Genomic DNA, 14,950 nt, shown 5'->3' on the forward strand with positions numbered 1-14,950 from the left:
ATGTATGCATCAAGTAGATTGATAAAGGAGCAACAGCGATGAACGTCAAGACAACTCAAGAATCTCGTACAATTCAGGCATCACTGGTTCAGCCATCTGATACGAATTACCATGGGACTATTTTTGGTGGTACGATGATGGCTTATATAGATGAGGTAGCTGCAATCGCTGCGATGCGACATTCGCGTCGCCCTGTTGTGACAGCATCGATTGACTCGATTGACTTTCTTGCTCCCGTCAAAATGGGACATTCCATCTGCCTGGAAGCGTTTGTTTCCTCAACAGGCAGAACGTCCATGGAGGTTTTCGTAAAAGTCATCTCGGAAAATCTCCAGACCGGTAAGCGCATTTTGACCGCGACATCTTTTCTCACTTTTGTTGCGCTGGATGAGGAAGGGAATCCGACTGATGTGCCAGCTATTGCCCCAGAGACAGAGGAAGAAGAGAGATTGATGGCAACTGCGGACGAGCGCAAGAAAATGCGCAAGGAACGAAAAGGGAATCTGCAAGATTTTGTGAGCCTATTGAACATCGAGAAAAGCATATAATTTTTTTAGTCTTCACCCTGAGCGAACATTCGTTCAGGGAATTCTCGTTTATTCATGATGAGGAGGAATCGGGCAATGAAGTACCGCAGATTAGGAAAAACCGATCTGAACGTATCCGTAATCGGTGTAGGTACCTGGCAATTTGGTGGGGAGTGGGGAATGGATTTCTCCCAAGAGGCGGTTGACCAGATTCTCGACAGAGCAAAAGATCTCGGCATCAACTTGATTGATACAGCAGAATGCTACGGAGATCATCTGTCCGAACAGCTTATCGGAGGATATTTGAAAAAGAATCGCCGGGAAGACTGGATCGTGGCGACGAAATTCGGGCATCATTTTCATGACAAATTTTCTCGAACCAATCATTATGGAGCAAGTGAAGTTCAGCAACAATTGGAAAAATCACTGCAAGCCTTGCAGACCGACTATATTGATTTGTATCAATTCCACTCTGGACCAGACGAGGCATTTGACAATGACGTCTTGTGGACGTACCTCGATAAACAGGTGCAGGCAGGAACGATCCGTCATCTGGGACTCTCGATTGCCAAAAATGACAACATGCATCAAACCTCTGCCGCTACTTCGGTGAATGCAAAAGCAATCCAAGTGGTGTACAATCGTCTGGATCAAAAGCCGGAAGAAGGTGTTTTTACTTCCTGCCAGCAGCAAGACCTGGGTGTGTTGGCTCGCGTTCCGTTGGCGAGTGGCTATTTGAGCGGAAAGTATAAGCCGGGTTCTATATTCGGTGGAAACGATGTGCGGCATCGTCACGATCAGGAGCATGTCAACAAGCTGTTGCTCCAAGTAGAAGAAATCAAGCAAAAGGAAGTCCCAGAAGGAATGGATATGGCGCAATGGGCATTGGCATGGTGCCTCAAGCATCCGGCTGTCTCGACAGTGATCCCAGGCAGCAAGAGCCTAGCACAAGTAGAGGCAAATGCCAAAGCGGCTGATTATGTGAGCGATGAGCATCCTCAAGCGACGTCGAAATAAAAGGATACATGCTATGACTTTGGAACAGCTCGCAAGCTACAGCGAAAAAGAGATCCTGAAATTTCATGGGATGGGGCCAGCATCTTTACCGAAACTTCGGACTGCATTGAAGGAAAAGGGATTGTCATTCAAGAACGAATGATTACGCACAGCAAATGAAAAAGGAGGAGCCGCGACATGACTGCGGCTTCTCCTTTTTCTATTCATCCAAAAAGCGGGATCTGATCTGCGGAGTAGGTAGCATGCATTGTTCTGCTTTACCCATCCACCGATAGCGATTTCTCGCCACCCAATCATAAATCGGATCACGGACAGGCCTAGGGATGAGCCGAGCTACGCTGGATAACAGAGGCCATCCACCTTGAAGCTTGCGGCCGACGTGCAAGATCGCATCAGATTTTGTATATAGCTGTCCGTTGGCGATAAAAACCACGGATGACAGGTCTTTTTCCTGGTAGTTGAAATGAGACAAAATTTCCTGTGCTCTCTGTGACTGCAAGGAAGCAAAATGAATGTGCCCATGCGGATCACGCTTCAAAATAAACTGAACAGCACCGTGGCACAGATGACAAACCCCATCAAAAAGCAACAGGTACTCAGGATGGTCCAGTTCTCTGCCTGCTTTCATGAGACAGCCCTCCATACTTCAAGTGGTTTGGTCTAAATGCGTATCCTTAGCTCCATCATAGCAGAGAAAGAGGAAGGTTCCTATACGCGAACGATCATTCCGTCAAAAAGGCGAGTGTCCCTTGCTGGATGAGTTCTTCTGCCTTCACGAGATCAGGATGCATTTCGCGGTCTTCATGCAAGCGCGGAATCACCCGGCGCAATTGCTCATAGGCTCTCGCTGTACCTGTCCCGAGATCTCCCGAGCCAAATTCGATAGCTTGTGCTGCGGCCAAATATTCTATGGCAAGTACCTTGGTGACATTCGATACGATCGTGCGAAGCTTGCGAGCAGAAGTCGTTCCCATGCTGACATGGTCCTCCTGATTGGCAGATGACGGAATCGAATCGACCGATGCTGGATGGCAGAGCACTTTGTTTTCAGAAACAATGGAAGCGGCTACATATTGCGTAATCATAAATCCAGAATGGAGTCCGCCATTTTCGGTCAAGAATCCGGGAAGACCACTTAACTGTGGATTGACGAGACGCTCTGTGCGTCTTTCTGAAATATTTGCTAGCTCTGCTATCGCAATTGCCAGAAAATCAGCTGCGAAAGCCATTGGCTGACCATGGAAATTTCCCCCGGAGATGACGTCGCCTGTTTCTGTAAAAAGAATAGGGTTATCGGTAACGCTATTGCATTCACGAGTAACCGTGGTCCATACATACTCGAGCGTATCACGAGTTGCACCGTGCACTTGTGGGAGGCAACGAAGGCTGTATGGATCTTGTACACGTAGCTCGCCCTGCCCGGTCGTTCGTTTGCTCCCGGATAAATGCTGAAGCAAGCGCTTCGCTGATTCCTGCTGTCCTGGATGCGGGCGGACGAGATGGAGCTGGGGATCAAAAGCTTTTGGAATTCCACGTAGCGCTTCAATCGTCATCGCTGCAATCAATTCGGCGCTTTCTAACAGGATTCGCGAATCATACAAGGCGAGGCAAAGCTGTGCAGTCATTGCTTGTGTGCCGTTAATCAGGGCCAGACCTTCTTTTGCCTCAAGTCGAATAGGGGACAGACCCACTTCGCTCAGTGCTTCTTTGCCAGATAATCGCTTGCCATTGACGAGCGCTTCACCTTTGCCGAGCATGACCAGTACCATATGAGCGAGAGGGGCTAGGTCGCCGCTTGCACCAAGGGAACCTTGTTGAGGAATAATGGGATGAACCCCACGATTGCATAGTTCTACTAGCTGAAGCAATGATTCTTCCCGAATACCCGAATAACCCTTTGCCAGGGCATTGATACGCAATGCCATCATGGCACGGACAACTTCAACAGCATAAGGGTCCCCCATCCCGCAGGCATGACTCATAATCAAATTTTCTTGCAGCTTGCTTACGTCCTCATCGTGGATCATGACATCGGAGAATTTTCCGAAGCCAGTGGTGATTCCGTATACGACCTCCTGCTGCGATACCATTCTCTCCACCATGGCACGTGAAGCACGGACACGATTCAGTGCATCATCGGTCAATTGAATGTGGGTGGCACTTCTTGCAATGGAAACAATATTTTCGATACGCAATTGGTCCCCGTCTACTTTTACAACGTTTGCTTGCTGATTCATCTGTAATTTCCTCCTTTAGCAGAGCAGAGAACGAAAAGAGCGAGGGATTAGGATATCATATCCTAACCCCTCGCTCGAGAGTGTGTATGTGATTGGATGAAAACGTGTAAGCCTGATTTGTGGCGGCATACGTTCTTCCTCACTTTCGTCCATGTGCAACTGTCTGATTATTTTATTTATTGTTATCATTGTATCAAATGTCTACGTGCAGTCAAGACGATCTTGTCACGGCGACTTCCCTAGAGAGCAAAAAACGGGCTTAGTCCTTTTTTTTAAACTGGGCGAGAGTCGTCTCTCGAGTTGGATAAATGTCATACCATGTACTGTGTTATTTCATCCGAAAGGACGTGTGTAGATTCCGTGGAAAAGCGACGTAAGATGCCACCTATGCCTACCGCACTTCCAAGGCGTCCTAAAGAAATGCCGAAGCCGCCTTCTTCAGCGATGCCATTGCCGTCTCCATCGATGCCGTCACCTATGAAGCCTTCTCCTGAAAAGCCCAAGTCGGAAAGTCCGATCAATCCGAATCACTCCATTCCTGCGCGCCCGATGCCGCAAAAACCGATCATGCCTGCTCCCAATCTGGCTAACCCGAATGTGCCAAACGTGATGCCGCCAAATCGGATGCCAGCGAATCCTATGCCTCCTAATCCAATGCCACCAAATCTCAAACCGTCCAATCCAATGCCAAACCTTAAACCGTCTAATCCAATGCCAATGCCGCCGAACCGGATGCCAGCAAACCCTATGCCTAACGCTTCACCAAATGTAAGGCCAAATGAGAGCCCGAACTTGAGACCAAATGTAAGGCCAAACGAGAGCCCGAACTTGAGGCCAAATGTAAGGCCAAATGAGAGCCCGAATTTGAGGCCAAATGTAAGACCCAATGTCAGACCAAACGTGCGACCGAATGAAAGTCCAAACATGAGACCGAATGTCAGACCGAACGTAAGGCCAAATGAAAGTCCAAACATGAGGCCAAATGTCAGACCGAACGTAAGGCCGAATGTCAGACCCAATGTGCGGCCGAATGAAAGTCCAAATATGTTGCCAAATCTGAGGCCAAATATCAGACCGAACATCAGACCGAACATCAGACCGAATATTAGACCAAATGTCAGGCCGAATGCGAGACCGAATGAGAACATAGCAAGGGATCTGGAGCTGTACCTGTTCAAATTCCAGTTCCATATGGACCGGATGCAGTATTTCCGCCACAAATGCGATGAACATCGTGAAAATCGCCGCAAATACATGGAATACCGCAGACATTACAAGCATCATGAGCGGAGAATGCATCATTATCATGACCGTTGCCAATTATGGAATGACGGTAGCAGTTCCTTTGGTCGAGGCTCATCATCTTCGGGTGGCAGTAGCTCCTCCTCTGGATACAGTAACCGCCATAGACGGGGGCATAGACGAGGGCGTGGGTGTGACTGCGGATGCTCATTTTAAAGCGCACGAGGAAGGACGCCAGCTGATTAAGCGGCGTCCTTTTCCATACTCAATTCGCAAATGCTTCAACTGCGACTCCTTTTTTCTTTAACTCGCGCCTTAAAGTCAACAGGGCATCATCTTTGTTTTTGCATTCCAATATGATGTCCACATTGTAATCCGCAAGCGCAGTGACAAATGCAAGGAACGCCTCTGGGTCAATATTGTCCGCATGAGCGCGAAAGTCATTTGCTGATTTTGGCGAGGACATATGCATCTTCGGTGTGCGCTTTCCCCAGGTTTGAATAATGCGTGGAAGGTATTCCGTCCAATCTTCGCCGTCAGAATGGCAGTTGTGATGATGAATATCGAGTACCATCGGCACACCGATCCGTTCGCAAAGCTCCAATACCTCTCGCATGGTAAAAGACATGTCATCGTTTTCCACGACTAAACGACGTTTGACGTTGTCAGGAAGCAGCTCGAAGTGGGATGCAAAACGATCGAGGGAAGTGGCTTTGTCTTCGTATACACCTCCCACATGAGTTACCAGGACGGAATTGTCGTCAAGTCCCAGTAAATCAAACACTTTTGCATGGTAAGAAAAATCGGCGATCGTCGATTCCAACACAGAAGACTTGTCACTGTTCAAAATACTGTAATGGCCGGGATGAGCTGTCAAACGAATGCCATGATTGCGGATATAATCACCTGCCTTCTGGAAGTCCCATGCGAATTCTTTTGCCCAATCCCATTCAGATGCTACTGGATGAGTAGCCAGCGGAACAAACTCGGAAGGAAGTCGATACAAAAAGATGTGATTTTCTACGTTATAGGCAAGCAAATCCATTAAATTGAAAAAGTTTGCCTGCATAACTTGCCGCAGTTTTTTTAACCGGGCTTGTGGTTCTAATTTATTTACTTGGGCAACGGTCGTTTTTTTGTTTGGATTGTTTTTCGTCTTTACACTGATGCAGGCATAGCCCATACGGATCAAGGAATTCTCCCTCCTTTGCAGCAGCATTCCTTTGTAGTATCTCCAAAACGGGAACGTCGTCGGCTTCTTGCCAGGGAATTATAAAACGGATAAGATGGGAGAATGTCACAGGTACGCGCTTATAGACTTTCCGTGAAAGCACTGACGGTTCTTGTGAGTGGACTTCGGTAAGGTTTTTTAAGGAGAATGCAATGAATAGTCTTGACCAATCCTATAGTATGACTCTGGTTTTTCTCTCCTATTTTATTTCAGCAATGGCGTCATACACAGCATTAGATCTAGGCGCACGTCTCCATTATGCAAAAGGCAGAGGACGTGTGTTTTGGTTATGTGCTGGAGCCGTCTCCATGGGGCTAGGTATTTGGGCCATGCATTTTGTTGCCATGCTTGCCTTGCATCTGCCGATTGCCGTCCAGTATGATAACCTGATTGTATTTTTCTCGATTGTTTTGGCTGTTTTATCATCAGCGATTACATTATGGATCGTGAGCGAGCAGTCCATGTCCAAAAAGAGGGTAGTAACAGGATCGGTTGTCATTGGGGCTAGTATCGCCGGCATGCATTATACAGGGATGGCAGCGATGATGATGAACGCCATTATCATGTACGATTGGCTATGGTTTACCGTATCCATTTTCGTTGCCATCCTGGTTTCGATGGTTGCGTTGATTCTTACGTTTCAACTGCGTGCCGTGGACCCTGTGAAAGGTCTCTGGCGAAAAATTATTGCAGGGCTGTTGATGGGGGCAGCCATCACCGGAATGCATTACACCGGTATGTACGCCACCACATTCGTCGCTCACGAGCATATGACAATCGCAGTGATCTCACATGATGATTCGGAGTTGATCGCTACCATGATTGGCATTGTCATCGTGTTGATTCTGCTCGTGACCTTGGCTTCTGTATACGTGGACAAGCAATTGGCAGGAAAGACCTTGCGCGTACTTGAAAGTGATCAACGCTATAAATCGTTATTTGAGCACAATTACGACGGGGTGATCTTTTACTCCATCGATGGTAGCCAAAGCGACATGAATCCTGCTGCGATGCGATTGACAAAGGAGCAGAGCTTGCCTCTAGAAAAATTAATGACGATGTGTGCTTCTTCAGATGCCGAGCTCATATCGACACATTTTATACATGCGGTAAAAGGTGAAGCGCGCAACTACGAGATTACCTTGATTACGAACGAGGGTCGTCAGCTGCATCTGAACATGACCCATACCCCGGTATTTGTCGATCAGCAGATTACGGGTGTATTTATGATTGTAAGAGACATTACCAATAAGAAAGAATACGAGTCAAAAATCAATTATCTCGCTTTTCACGATTCTTTGACTGGTTTGCCGAATCGCCGTTTTGTCGAACAGCAACTGGATCAGGTGATCATGGAGGCACAAAAAACGGATCGGCAAGTATACGTGTTATTTCTTGATCTCGATCATTTCAAGCTAGTAAATGATTCCTTGGGGCATGATTTTGGTGACCTGTTATTACAGGAAGCCTCCTTGCGTTTGCAGGATTGTGTGGGTGAAAAAGGAACGGTGAGCAGGCTTGGTGGAGACGAATTCATGGTGATTCTTACGGATGTCTCAGAAAAAGAAGCATCTTCCATGGCGAATGAAATCAACCAAAGGATTGAACAGGCATTTTTTATCCATGGGCACGAGCTGTACATCACAACGAGTATCGGGATTTCTCGATATCCAGAGGATGGGCAAGACAGAAGTGTCTTGATGCGTAACGCAGATGCGGCGATGTATGCAGCCAAAGACAAAGGGAAAAACAGTTTTCACCTGTATGTACCGAATCTGGAGCAAATAGTAAATGACAAAATGACTATTCAAAATGAATTGAATCGTGCTTTGACCAGGCAAGAATTTTTATTGCACTACCAACCACAGGTAAGTGCCAAATCAGGCGCAATCGTTGGCGTAGAAGCGTTGATTCGTTGGGATCATCCTAAACGTGGATTGCTTTTGCCGGACCAGTTCCTCTCTGTAGCTGAAGAGACCGGGCTGATCGTACCGATTGGTGAGTGGGTGCTGCGGACGGCTTGCAAACAGAACAAGCAGTGGCAAGAACAGGGACTCATGCCGCTTCGGGTAGCCGTTAATCTCTCTGCACGTCAATTCCTCAAGCAAGACTTTACCCAGATGGTCGCTGGGATCCTGAACCAGACAGGGTTAGCACCGGAGTATTTGGAGCTAGAAATCACAGAAAGCAGCATGATCGACGTCCAACGCGCCACACAGGCACTTAAGGAACTGAAGCAATTAGGGGTACACGTTGCGATTGATGATTTTGGAACGGGCTACAGTTCTCTCTACTATCTGAAAGAATTTCCTTTGAATCGTTTGAAAATAGATCGCTCGTTTGTGCGCGATATGCTCGAACAGCCTTCCAATCAGGCAATCGTGTCGACAATTATTTCTATGGCCCACCATTTGCAATTGCATGTGATTGCGGAAGGGGTAGAGACAAAGGAGGAGCTTGCGTTTTTGCAGGAGCATCTGTGTGAAGAAGTTCAAGGCTATTTATTCAGCAGACCGTTGCCGAGTGAAGATGTAGCATTTTATTTGCAAGCCCAAAAAGGTGCTAGTTAAGCAAGAGGAGCAGCTCTCATGAGTTGCTCTTTTGTTTTGCATCTGCCAGGCAAATGAGGTGGTATAGCTGTCAAATTGGCACGTAAAATGTACTATTCCTGCTGCCTTGTCAAGGAATTGCATCTAGGAGGAAAGGAGGGAGAGTATGCTGGCTCTAGGTGTCATCTTATTGCTGTTTACCATTGGAGTTGCGATTGCCATTGGATATCGGGCAAATGAAAGCGTCCGGCAATTTGATGAAAGCGCGCATGAGAGCTTTATCGGTTCTCAATCAGAAAAGGGAAGGGAGGGGTAACAAATGCGGCAGGAAAAAGAACAGCAATTACTTGAGGACAAGAGAGACCTGAACAAGTTTGGTTATGCGCAGGAATTACTAAGGGATATGGGTGGCTTTTCGAACTTTGCGATCTCATTTTCGATCATCTCTATTTTGACAGGTGCGGTATCCTTGTACGGTCACGGTTTATTGTATGGCGGTTCTGGCATGATGGGCTTCGGATGGACCTTAGTAGCGTTATTCGTCATCCTGATTGCAGCATCCATGTCCGAACTCGCATCTGCGATCCCTACAGCCGGAGCGTTGTATCACTGGGCAGCTATTTTAGGAAGCAAACGGTGGGGCTGGTACACAGCGTGGATCAATCTCATTGGCCAAATCGGGATTGTCGCCGGCATTGACTATTCGTTCTCTTTGTTTGCGGATCCGCTTCTCGCCAGTGCGTTTGGGTATACCTCAATAGATACGACCACGTTAATCCTGTTCGGGATCACACTGCTTTTGCACGGTACGTTTAACCACATTGGAATTCGACTCGTTGCCCGGTTAAATGACTTTTCCGCTTGGTATCATATTGGCGTCGTCATCATACTCGTTGGAAGCCTCGTATTTTTCTCCCGTCATGATCTACAACCACTTGATTACCTCTTTCAAGTCGGTCAAACCTTTTCAGACAAACCGTACGCCATTGCTTTTTTGATTGGGTTGTTACAAGCCCAGTGGACGTTTACGGGCTATGATGCATCGGCACATACGATTGAAGAAACGATTAACCCGCGGGTTCGTGCTGCTTGGGGGATTTATACGTCTGTGGCCTTTTCCTTTATTTTTGGTTTTATCATGCTTGCTTTTGTCACCTTATCCATCAAAAACGCAGCGGCTGCGAGTGAAGCCGAAAATGCATTTATTTACGTCATTAGCGAGGCATTAGGCGGCACATTTGGTTCGGTTGTGCTGTGGCTGGTCACCTTTGCGATGTGGTTTTGTGGTTTGGCTTCTATTACCTCCTTTTCGCGAATGTTGTATGCGTTTTCACGAGACAAAGGAATGCCGTGGAGCCACCAGTGGGCAGAAATATCGACCAAGTACAGAACGCCGGCAAAAGCAATTTGGCTGGTCATCATTCTGTCCTTTGCGTTGGCCTTGTTCGATTACATCGTGAAAATCATCAATCCTGACACGTCGTATACCACTTTAGCATTTCTTACAGCGGTGAGTGTCGTTGGGCTGTATGTCGCCTATGGCATTCCTCTTTATCTCAAGCTCCGTGCGGAATCGAAAGGACTATTTCAGCGGAAGCATTACGGACCCTGGCATTTGGGGAACTGGAGTAAACCCATCAATGTGTTGAGTCTGATTTGGATCGTCTTCATCTCGATCATGATGGTGATCCCACCCAATCAGACAGCGGGGTATGCCTTGATTGCCATGTTTTTAGTGCTACTGATCATGGATTTGGCTTATTATCGGAAGCATTTCAAGGGCCCGCAAGCTGCGCTGGGCAATTCGGAGGAAGACATTAAACGTCAGGAAGCGAAATTTCGGGACTCCTAAGGGAAAGAAGTTCCGTTTCATGGAAGGTGAAGAGCCTCCCTTATGTCAGTAATGGCATAAGGGCTTTTTTTCGTAGAGGGCGGTTTTGCATAACGAATGGCAGAGGACGAAAAGCTATCAGTAGGAAGGAAATAGAAATACAGATGGGAGGAATATGATGAAAAGGATGAGATGGGTGCTTTTTACGATGGGAATCGCGCTGATGGCTCAATCAACGACTGGCTTGGTTCCACAGGTGAGCGGGTATGACGGATATGTGCGTGAAGGAAATTCCTCAAATCGGTATGAAGTCGCGGGTATTACAAATGCAGGTGCATTCGAAGCTTTTTTTGGCAAACTTCAAGAAGCGGTCGGAAAAAATGACAAGACAGAAGTAGCCAAGCATATGAGGTATCCACTGCGTGTGAACAAAGACGGAAAAAGTCGCTTCATCATAGATGGACAGCAATTTCTGGAAGAGTATGATCGAATCATGACCGACAAGGTAAAGGAAGCGTTTTTACAGCAAAAGGTAACGGATACGTTTGTCAATGATCAAGGAGTGATGGTAGGGAATGGAGAAATGTGGCTGGGGCAATTTTCAAATCGCTTTGTCGTTTTTGCAGTAAATGTAGAATAGTACAAGAGCTTTTCAGTAGAAAAGCTCCCAATCTAGCAGAGTAAATGTTTTTATTGTTCCAACTAGTATATTTTACGTGGACATTATCGATAGAAAATTCTAAAATAACAAATAAATAGACAGCTGAGAGTGTAGATTCGATAAATTTGTCCGTACCGAATGGACATTTGTCATTTTTATCGTTCCGTGATAGAATTCACAAAACGATATTTTTTTTAGCTAAACTTAACTGACTCGGAAAATTTTGAGGAAGAAAGCAAAAAAAGGAGTGATCGTATGAGTCTGGAAACGAAAAAATGGGCGGACGAAGTAGCTGAGCAGGTAGTCTCATGGCGACGCTATCTCCATCAGCATCCGGAATTGTCGTTTGAAGAGGAGAAGACGTCTCAATTTATTTACGAAACGTTGGAATCTTTCGGGAATTTAGAGCTTTCGCGGCCAACCAAAACGAGTGTGGTCGCTCGACTGATCGGATCGCAGCCAGGGAAAGTTCTTGGCATTCGCGCTGACATTGACGCTCTCCCTATCCATGAAGAAAATGAAGTGCCGTACGCATCAGGAAAAGCTGGCGTGATGCACGCGTGTGGACATGACGGTCATACAGCGATGCTGTTGGGAGCAGCAAAAATTTTGTCTCAGTATAAGGATCAAATCAAAGGCGAAGTTCGTTTCTTCTTCCAGCATGCCGAGGAGCTGCCTCCGGGTGGCGCTGTTGAAATCGTGAGAGCTGGTGCAGCAGACGGACTGGATTCGATTATCGGCATTCATTTGGCATCGTACATGCCTGTCGGGAAATTTGGTGTACTTTACGGGGCGCTTACTTCATCGACAGATCGCTTTGATATCAAGATTCAAGGCAAAGGCGGGCACTCCTCACAACCGGAAGCGTCCGTTGACCCGATCGTCATTGGGGCACAGGTTATTACTGGCCTACAACAAATTGTATCCCGCAATGTCAGTGCGTTGGACAAGGTCGTAATTTCCGTGACGATGCTGAATGCAGGGACAGCTTACAACATCATTCCGGATTCGATGACACTGACAGGCTCCACGCGCTGCTTCGATGAGGAGATTCGCAAAAATATTCCGATGTGGATTGAACGAATTGTCAAAGGAATTACGGAAGCGCATGGCGCAAGTTATGAATTGACGTTTTCACATGGCTACACATCGGTTGTCAACGACAAGCAAGTGACGCAGCTGATGGAAGAGACGATTCGTGAGCGTTGGGGAGAAGAAGAAATTATTTATATCGATCCTTTAATGCCGGGTGAAGATTTCTCGGAGTATTTGAAAAAAGCTCTAGGCTGTTTTATTCAATTAGGCGCTGGCAATCCGGAAAAAGGCTTTACGTATCCGCATCACCATCCACGCTTTGATTTTGATGAAGATGCATTGGTTCGCGGCGTGGAATTGTTTGTTCGGGCAGCTCAAAAAGTCGTCATGGAGTAGAGCGAGATAGAATGAGGGGGGTTTTGTATGGCAGGGGTACGCGTCAATGAGTACAAGCTGCATTTTATCGTACTTGTTCTCGTCGCATTGACAGAATTTATCGGGACAAAGAAAATCAGTATTGGCATCGGGGTTATCGCTCTGTTTCCGATGCTCTACGCGCTCGTTTTAGGTGGGGCAATTAGCTGGCCTAAGTTTAAATTTTTGAGCGAAAAAGAAATGAACGTCGCAGCCAATATTTTGGGTGTTTCGTTTTTGATCTTTATTGCGAAGTTGGGAGCCAATATCGGTCCTGAGCTGCCTAAGCTTCTCGGATCTGGTGTGTCCTTGATTGTTCAAGAGATGGGACATATTGTAGGGACAATCGCTTTTGGTCTACCAATCGCATTGTGGCTTGGTCTCAAGCGTGAAGCAATTGGTGCTACTTATTCTCTCGACCGTGAGCCAAACTTGGCGATTATCGTAGAAAAGTTTGGAGCAAACTCTGCTGAAGCTCGCGGCGCGCTGGGCGTATATATTTGCGGAACCTTGTTTGGTGCTATTTATATGTCGATTCTTGCAAGTATTTTAGGAAGCAGCGGGTTGTTCCACCCGATTTCTCTGGCGATGGGAGCCGCAGTTGGATCTGGTAGTATGATGGCAGCAGCAACAGGCTCATTGGCTGTCATTTTCCCGGAAGCGCAAAAAGACATTGCTTTTTATTCTGGAGCGGCAAATTTGATGATGAGTATCGTCGGAACGTACGTATGCATCTTCTTCTCCTTGCCGGTCACACAAAAGCTGTACGCATGGCTTGAGCCTATCATTGGCCGCAAAAGCGCTTCTTCTGCAACAGAAGGGGGGAGAAAAAGCGCATGAATCAAATCTTAACGATTTTTATCATCGGCTTTATTGCTCTCATCGGTAACTGGATCGGTTATAAAGTACCATTGATGGAATCTTTGCCAGGTATTTTGCTCTTGGCGGTCATCACGTTGATCGGAATGGGCTTCACTCGCATTCTTCCGTTCAAATCTCCCGTCATTGTATGGATTTCTTTGTTTGCCATGCTGGCGACATCCCCGTTTTTTCCAGGGAACGAATATACAGCTGCAGCGATTGCCAAGATCAATCTGCTCGCATTGGCTACGCCGATTCTCGCCTATGCAGGTCTGTCACTCGGAAAAGACGTTCATCTATTCAAACAGCTTAGCTGGCGTATCGTAGTTGTGTCGCTCGTAGTCTTTACTGGTACCTTCCTATTCGCTACGTTGTTTGCGGAGATTGTATTCAAGATTCAAGGCAAATTTTAACGAAACTGTTTTTGTGTTATGGCCTCCGTGTGCTTCCATATGCCATGGAGGTTCTTTTCACATACAACTGGGAGAGTCAGGAGTGGATAGAGCATGATCATTGATGTGAAAAAAGTTACCTGGCAAAGAGATGAATCCACCATTCTGCGGGACATTGCCTGGCAAGTGCAAGACAAAGAGCATTGGTGTTTAGTTGGTTTAAATGGCTCTGGTAAAACCAGTCTGTTGAATATCATTTGTGGCTATGTGTGGCCGACAAAGGGAGAGGTTAGTGTATTAGGCAATCTTTACGGAACAGTCGACTTACGCGAGGTGCGTAAATCGATCGGTTGGGTAAGCACGGCGCTGATGGCTCAGCTTCACGAGCATGAAACAGCACTCCGTGTCGTCCTGAGTGGACGAGAGGCAACTATCGGTTTGTATTCCGTTCCAGAGGAGGCGGACGTAGAGAAAGCGTCGGATTTACTCGATACATTTGGATGTCGTACATTAAAAAACAGACGTTTTGCCGCTTTATCGCAAGGGGAGAGACAAAAAGTACTGATTGCTCGTGCATTGATGGCCTCCCCTCGATTGCTCATCCTAGACGAGCCTTGTACTGGACTGGACTTGCTTTCAAGAGAACAGCTGTTGGCAATGATTGAGCAAATCGCCAAGCAGCCGAACGGGCCCACTCTCATTTATGTTACCCATCACATTGAAGAAATTTTGCCTTGCTTCACGCATACCTTGCTGCTGAAAGCGGGGGAAGTAGACCAAGCTGGAAAAACAGATGAGGTCCTAACGGCTGAGCGTCTGACAAGCTTTTTCGGTGTACCTGTTCACATTCAACGTTCGCAAGGAAGGTCTTGGGTAAGCCTAGGGGAAGGGGCGACTGTTTGATCGAGTAGGATAAGTTTGGTCACGATTCAGCACGGTTGTGTATGATTGTG

General features: G+C 46.8%; 16 protein-coding genes and 1 pseudogene. 12 read left to right on the forward strand and 5 right to left on the reverse strand.

What is annotated here, in order from left to right; all coding sequences use genetic code 11:
* The first annotated feature begins 38 nt into the window (after positions 1-38).
* The 3 genes and pseudogenes from ACFYU8_RS26335 to ACFYU8_RS31535 form a co-directional block, all read left to right on the forward strand.
* Positions 39-548 carry an acyl-CoA thioesterase gene (locus ACFYU8_RS26335; RefSeq protein WP_390305366.1) on the forward strand — a complete coding sequence of 170 codons (510 nt, stop codon included), beginning with the start codon at positions 39-41 and terminating at the stop codon, positions 546-548.
* Positions 549-623: 75 nt separating this feature from the next.
* A complete protein-coding gene (locus tag ACFYU8_RS26340) occupies positions 624-1,544 on the forward strand; it encodes an aldo/keto reductase (protein WP_390305364.1) in 921 nt (306 codons plus the stop codon).
* Positions 1,545-1,560: 16 nt separating this feature from the next.
* A pseudogene (locus tag ACFYU8_RS31535) lies at positions 1,561-1,686 on the forward strand (helix-hairpin-helix domain-containing protein); the annotation flags it as partial.
* A 57-nt stretch (positions 1,687-1,743) separates the two neighbouring features.
* Here ACFYU8_RS31535 and ACFYU8_RS26345 read toward each other — a convergent pair.
* The 4 genes from ACFYU8_RS26345 to ACFYU8_RS26360 all read right to left on the reverse strand — a co-directional run bounded on the left by ACFYU8_RS26345 (position 1,744) and on the right by ACFYU8_RS26360 (position 4,959).
* Positions 1,744-2,187, reverse strand: coding sequence for a thiol-disulfide oxidoreductase DCC family protein (locus tag ACFYU8_RS26345; RefSeq protein ID WP_390305361.1), 444 nt, complete (start codon positions 2,185-2,187; stop codon positions 1,744-1,746).
* 79 nt (positions 2,188-2,266) lie between these two features.
* On the reverse strand, positions 2,267-3,781 hold the full coding sequence (gene hutH / locus ACFYU8_RS26350) for a histidine ammonia-lyase (protein ID WP_390305358.1): 1,515 nt from the start codon (positions 3,779-3,781) through the stop codon (positions 2,267-2,269).
* 311 nt (positions 3,782-4,092) lie between these two features.
* Positions 4,093-4,302, reverse strand: a complete 210-nt coding sequence (locus ACFYU8_RS26355; protein WP_390305356.1) for a hypothetical protein — start codon at positions 4,300-4,302, stop codon at positions 4,093-4,095.
* A gap of 6 nt (positions 4,303-4,308) precedes the next feature.
* Positions 4,309-4,959, reverse strand: a complete 651-nt coding sequence (locus ACFYU8_RS26360) for a hypothetical protein (protein WP_390305354.1) — start codon at positions 4,957-4,959, stop codon at positions 4,309-4,311.
* Positions 4,960-5,006: 47 nt separating this feature from the next.
* On the opposite strand from ACFYU8_RS26360, the gene ACFYU8_RS26365 reads away from it, so the two are divergent.
* Positions 5,007-5,330: a hypothetical protein gene (locus ACFYU8_RS26365; RefSeq protein ID WP_391365913.1), complete on the forward strand. Its 324-nt coding sequence runs from the start codon at positions 5,007-5,009 to the stop codon at positions 5,328-5,330.
* Here ACFYU8_RS26365 and uvsE read toward each other — a convergent pair.
* On the reverse strand, positions 5,289-6,215 hold the full coding sequence (gene uvsE / locus ACFYU8_RS26370; RefSeq protein ID WP_390305349.1) for a UV DNA damage repair endonuclease UvsE: 927 nt from the start codon (positions 6,213-6,215) through the stop codon (positions 5,289-5,291). The two genes, ACFYU8_RS26365 and uvsE, sit on opposite strands and share 42 nt — an antisense overlap.
* A gap of 191 nt (positions 6,216-6,406) precedes the next feature.
* On the opposite strand from uvsE, the gene ACFYU8_RS26375 reads away from it, so the two are divergent.
* From ACFYU8_RS26375 to ACFYU8_RS26410, 8 genes are all read left to right on the forward strand, one after another.
* A complete protein-coding gene (locus tag ACFYU8_RS26375) occupies positions 6,407-8,824 on the forward strand; it encodes a bifunctional diguanylate cyclase/phosphodiesterase (protein ID WP_390305347.1) in 2,418 nt (805 codons plus the stop codon).
* A 145-nt stretch (positions 8,825-8,969) separates the two neighbouring features.
* A complete protein-coding gene (locus ACFYU8_RS26380; protein WP_390305345.1) occupies positions 8,970-9,119 on the forward strand; it encodes a hypothetical protein in 150 nt (49 codons plus the stop codon).
* A 3-nt stretch (positions 9,120-9,122) separates the two neighbouring features.
* Complete coding sequence (locus tag ACFYU8_RS26385; protein WP_390305343.1) at positions 9,123-10,655, forward strand: amino acid permease; 1,533 nt, start codon at positions 9,123-9,125, stop codon at positions 10,653-10,655.
* Between the two features lie 154 nt (positions 10,656-10,809).
* On the forward strand, positions 10,810-11,274 hold the full coding sequence (locus ACFYU8_RS26390; RefSeq protein WP_390305341.1) for a hypothetical protein: 465 nt from the start codon (positions 10,810-10,812) through the stop codon (positions 11,272-11,274).
* Positions 11,275-11,550: 276 nt separating this feature from the next.
* A complete protein-coding gene (locus ACFYU8_RS26395; RefSeq protein ID WP_390305339.1) occupies positions 11,551-12,726 on the forward strand; it encodes an amidohydrolase in 1,176 nt (391 codons plus the stop codon).
* 27 nt (positions 12,727-12,753) lie between these two features.
* Complete coding sequence (locus tag ACFYU8_RS26400) at positions 12,754-13,584, forward strand: DUF3100 domain-containing protein (protein ID WP_390305337.1); 831 nt, start codon at positions 12,754-12,756, stop codon at positions 13,582-13,584.
* Positions 13,581-14,018 (forward strand): hypothetical protein, encoded by a 438-nt coding sequence (locus ACFYU8_RS26405; protein ID WP_007724287.1) that lies wholly within the window; start codon positions 13,581-13,583, stop codon positions 14,016-14,018. The genes ACFYU8_RS26400 and ACFYU8_RS26405 overlap by 4 nt, the downstream gene beginning before the upstream one ends.
* A 93-nt stretch (positions 14,019-14,111) precedes the next feature.
* On the forward strand, positions 14,112-14,900 hold the full coding sequence (locus ACFYU8_RS26410; RefSeq protein ID WP_390305334.1) for an ABC transporter ATP-binding protein: 789 nt from the start codon (positions 14,112-14,114) through the stop codon (positions 14,898-14,900).
* The last annotated feature ends 50 nt before the right edge of the window (positions 14,901-14,950 follow it).

Source organism: Brevibacillus sp. NPDC003359, from assembly GCF_042878995.1.
GTDB lineage: Bacteria > Bacillota > Bacilli > Brevibacillales > Brevibacillaceae > Brevibacillus.

What these genes read in the sequence shown, in the direction of transcription:
- ACFYU8_RS26375 (WP_390305347.1), top strand. Translation starts at nt 6,407, where the DNA reads ATGAATAGTCTTGACCAATCCTATAGTATGACTCTGGTTTTTCTCTCC.
- ACFYU8_RS26410 (WP_390305334.1), top strand. Translation starts at nt 14,112, where the DNA reads ATGATCATTGATGTGAAAAAAGTTACCTGGCAAAGAGATGAATCCACC.
- ACFYU8_RS26335 (WP_390305366.1), top strand. Translation starts at nt 39, where the DNA reads ATGAACGTCAAGACAACTCAAGAATCTCGTACAATTCAGGCATCACTG.
- ACFYU8_RS26380 (WP_390305345.1), top strand. Translation starts at nt 8,970, where the DNA reads ATGCTGGCTCTAGGTGTCATCTTATTGCTGTTTACCATTGGAGTTGCG.
- ACFYU8_RS26400 (WP_390305337.1), top strand. Translation starts at nt 12,754, where the DNA reads ATGGCAGGGGTACGCGTCAATGAGTACAAGCTGCATTTTATCGTACTT.
- ACFYU8_RS26345 (WP_390305361.1), bottom strand. Translation starts at nt 2,187, where the DNA reads ATGGAGGGCTGTCTCATGAAAGCAGGCAGAGAACTGGACCATCCTGAG.
- ACFYU8_RS26340 (WP_390305364.1), top strand. Translation starts at nt 624, where the DNA reads ATGAAGTACCGCAGATTAGGAAAAACCGATCTGAACGTATCCGTAATC.
- ACFYU8_RS26385 (WP_390305343.1), top strand. Translation starts at nt 9,123, where the DNA reads ATGCGGCAGGAAAAAGAACAGCAATTACTTGAGGACAAGAGAGACCTG.
- ACFYU8_RS26405 (WP_007724287.1), top strand. Translation starts at nt 13,581, where the DNA reads ATGAATCAAATCTTAACGATTTTTATCATCGGCTTTATTGCTCTCATC.
- hutH (WP_390305358.1), bottom strand. Translation starts at nt 3,781, where the DNA reads ATGAATCAGCAAGCAAACGTTGTAAAAGTAGACGGGGACCAATTGCGT.
- ACFYU8_RS26395 (WP_390305339.1), top strand. Translation starts at nt 11,551, where the DNA reads ATGAGTCTGGAAACGAAAAAATGGGCGGACGAAGTAGCTGAGCAGGTA.
- ACFYU8_RS26365 (WP_391365913.1), top strand. Translation starts at nt 5,007, where the DNA reads ATGAACATCGTGAAAATCGCCGCAAATACATGGAATACCGCAGACATT.
- ACFYU8_RS26390 (WP_390305341.1), top strand. Translation starts at nt 10,810, where the DNA reads ATGATGAAAAGGATGAGATGGGTGCTTTTTACGATGGGAATCGCGCTG.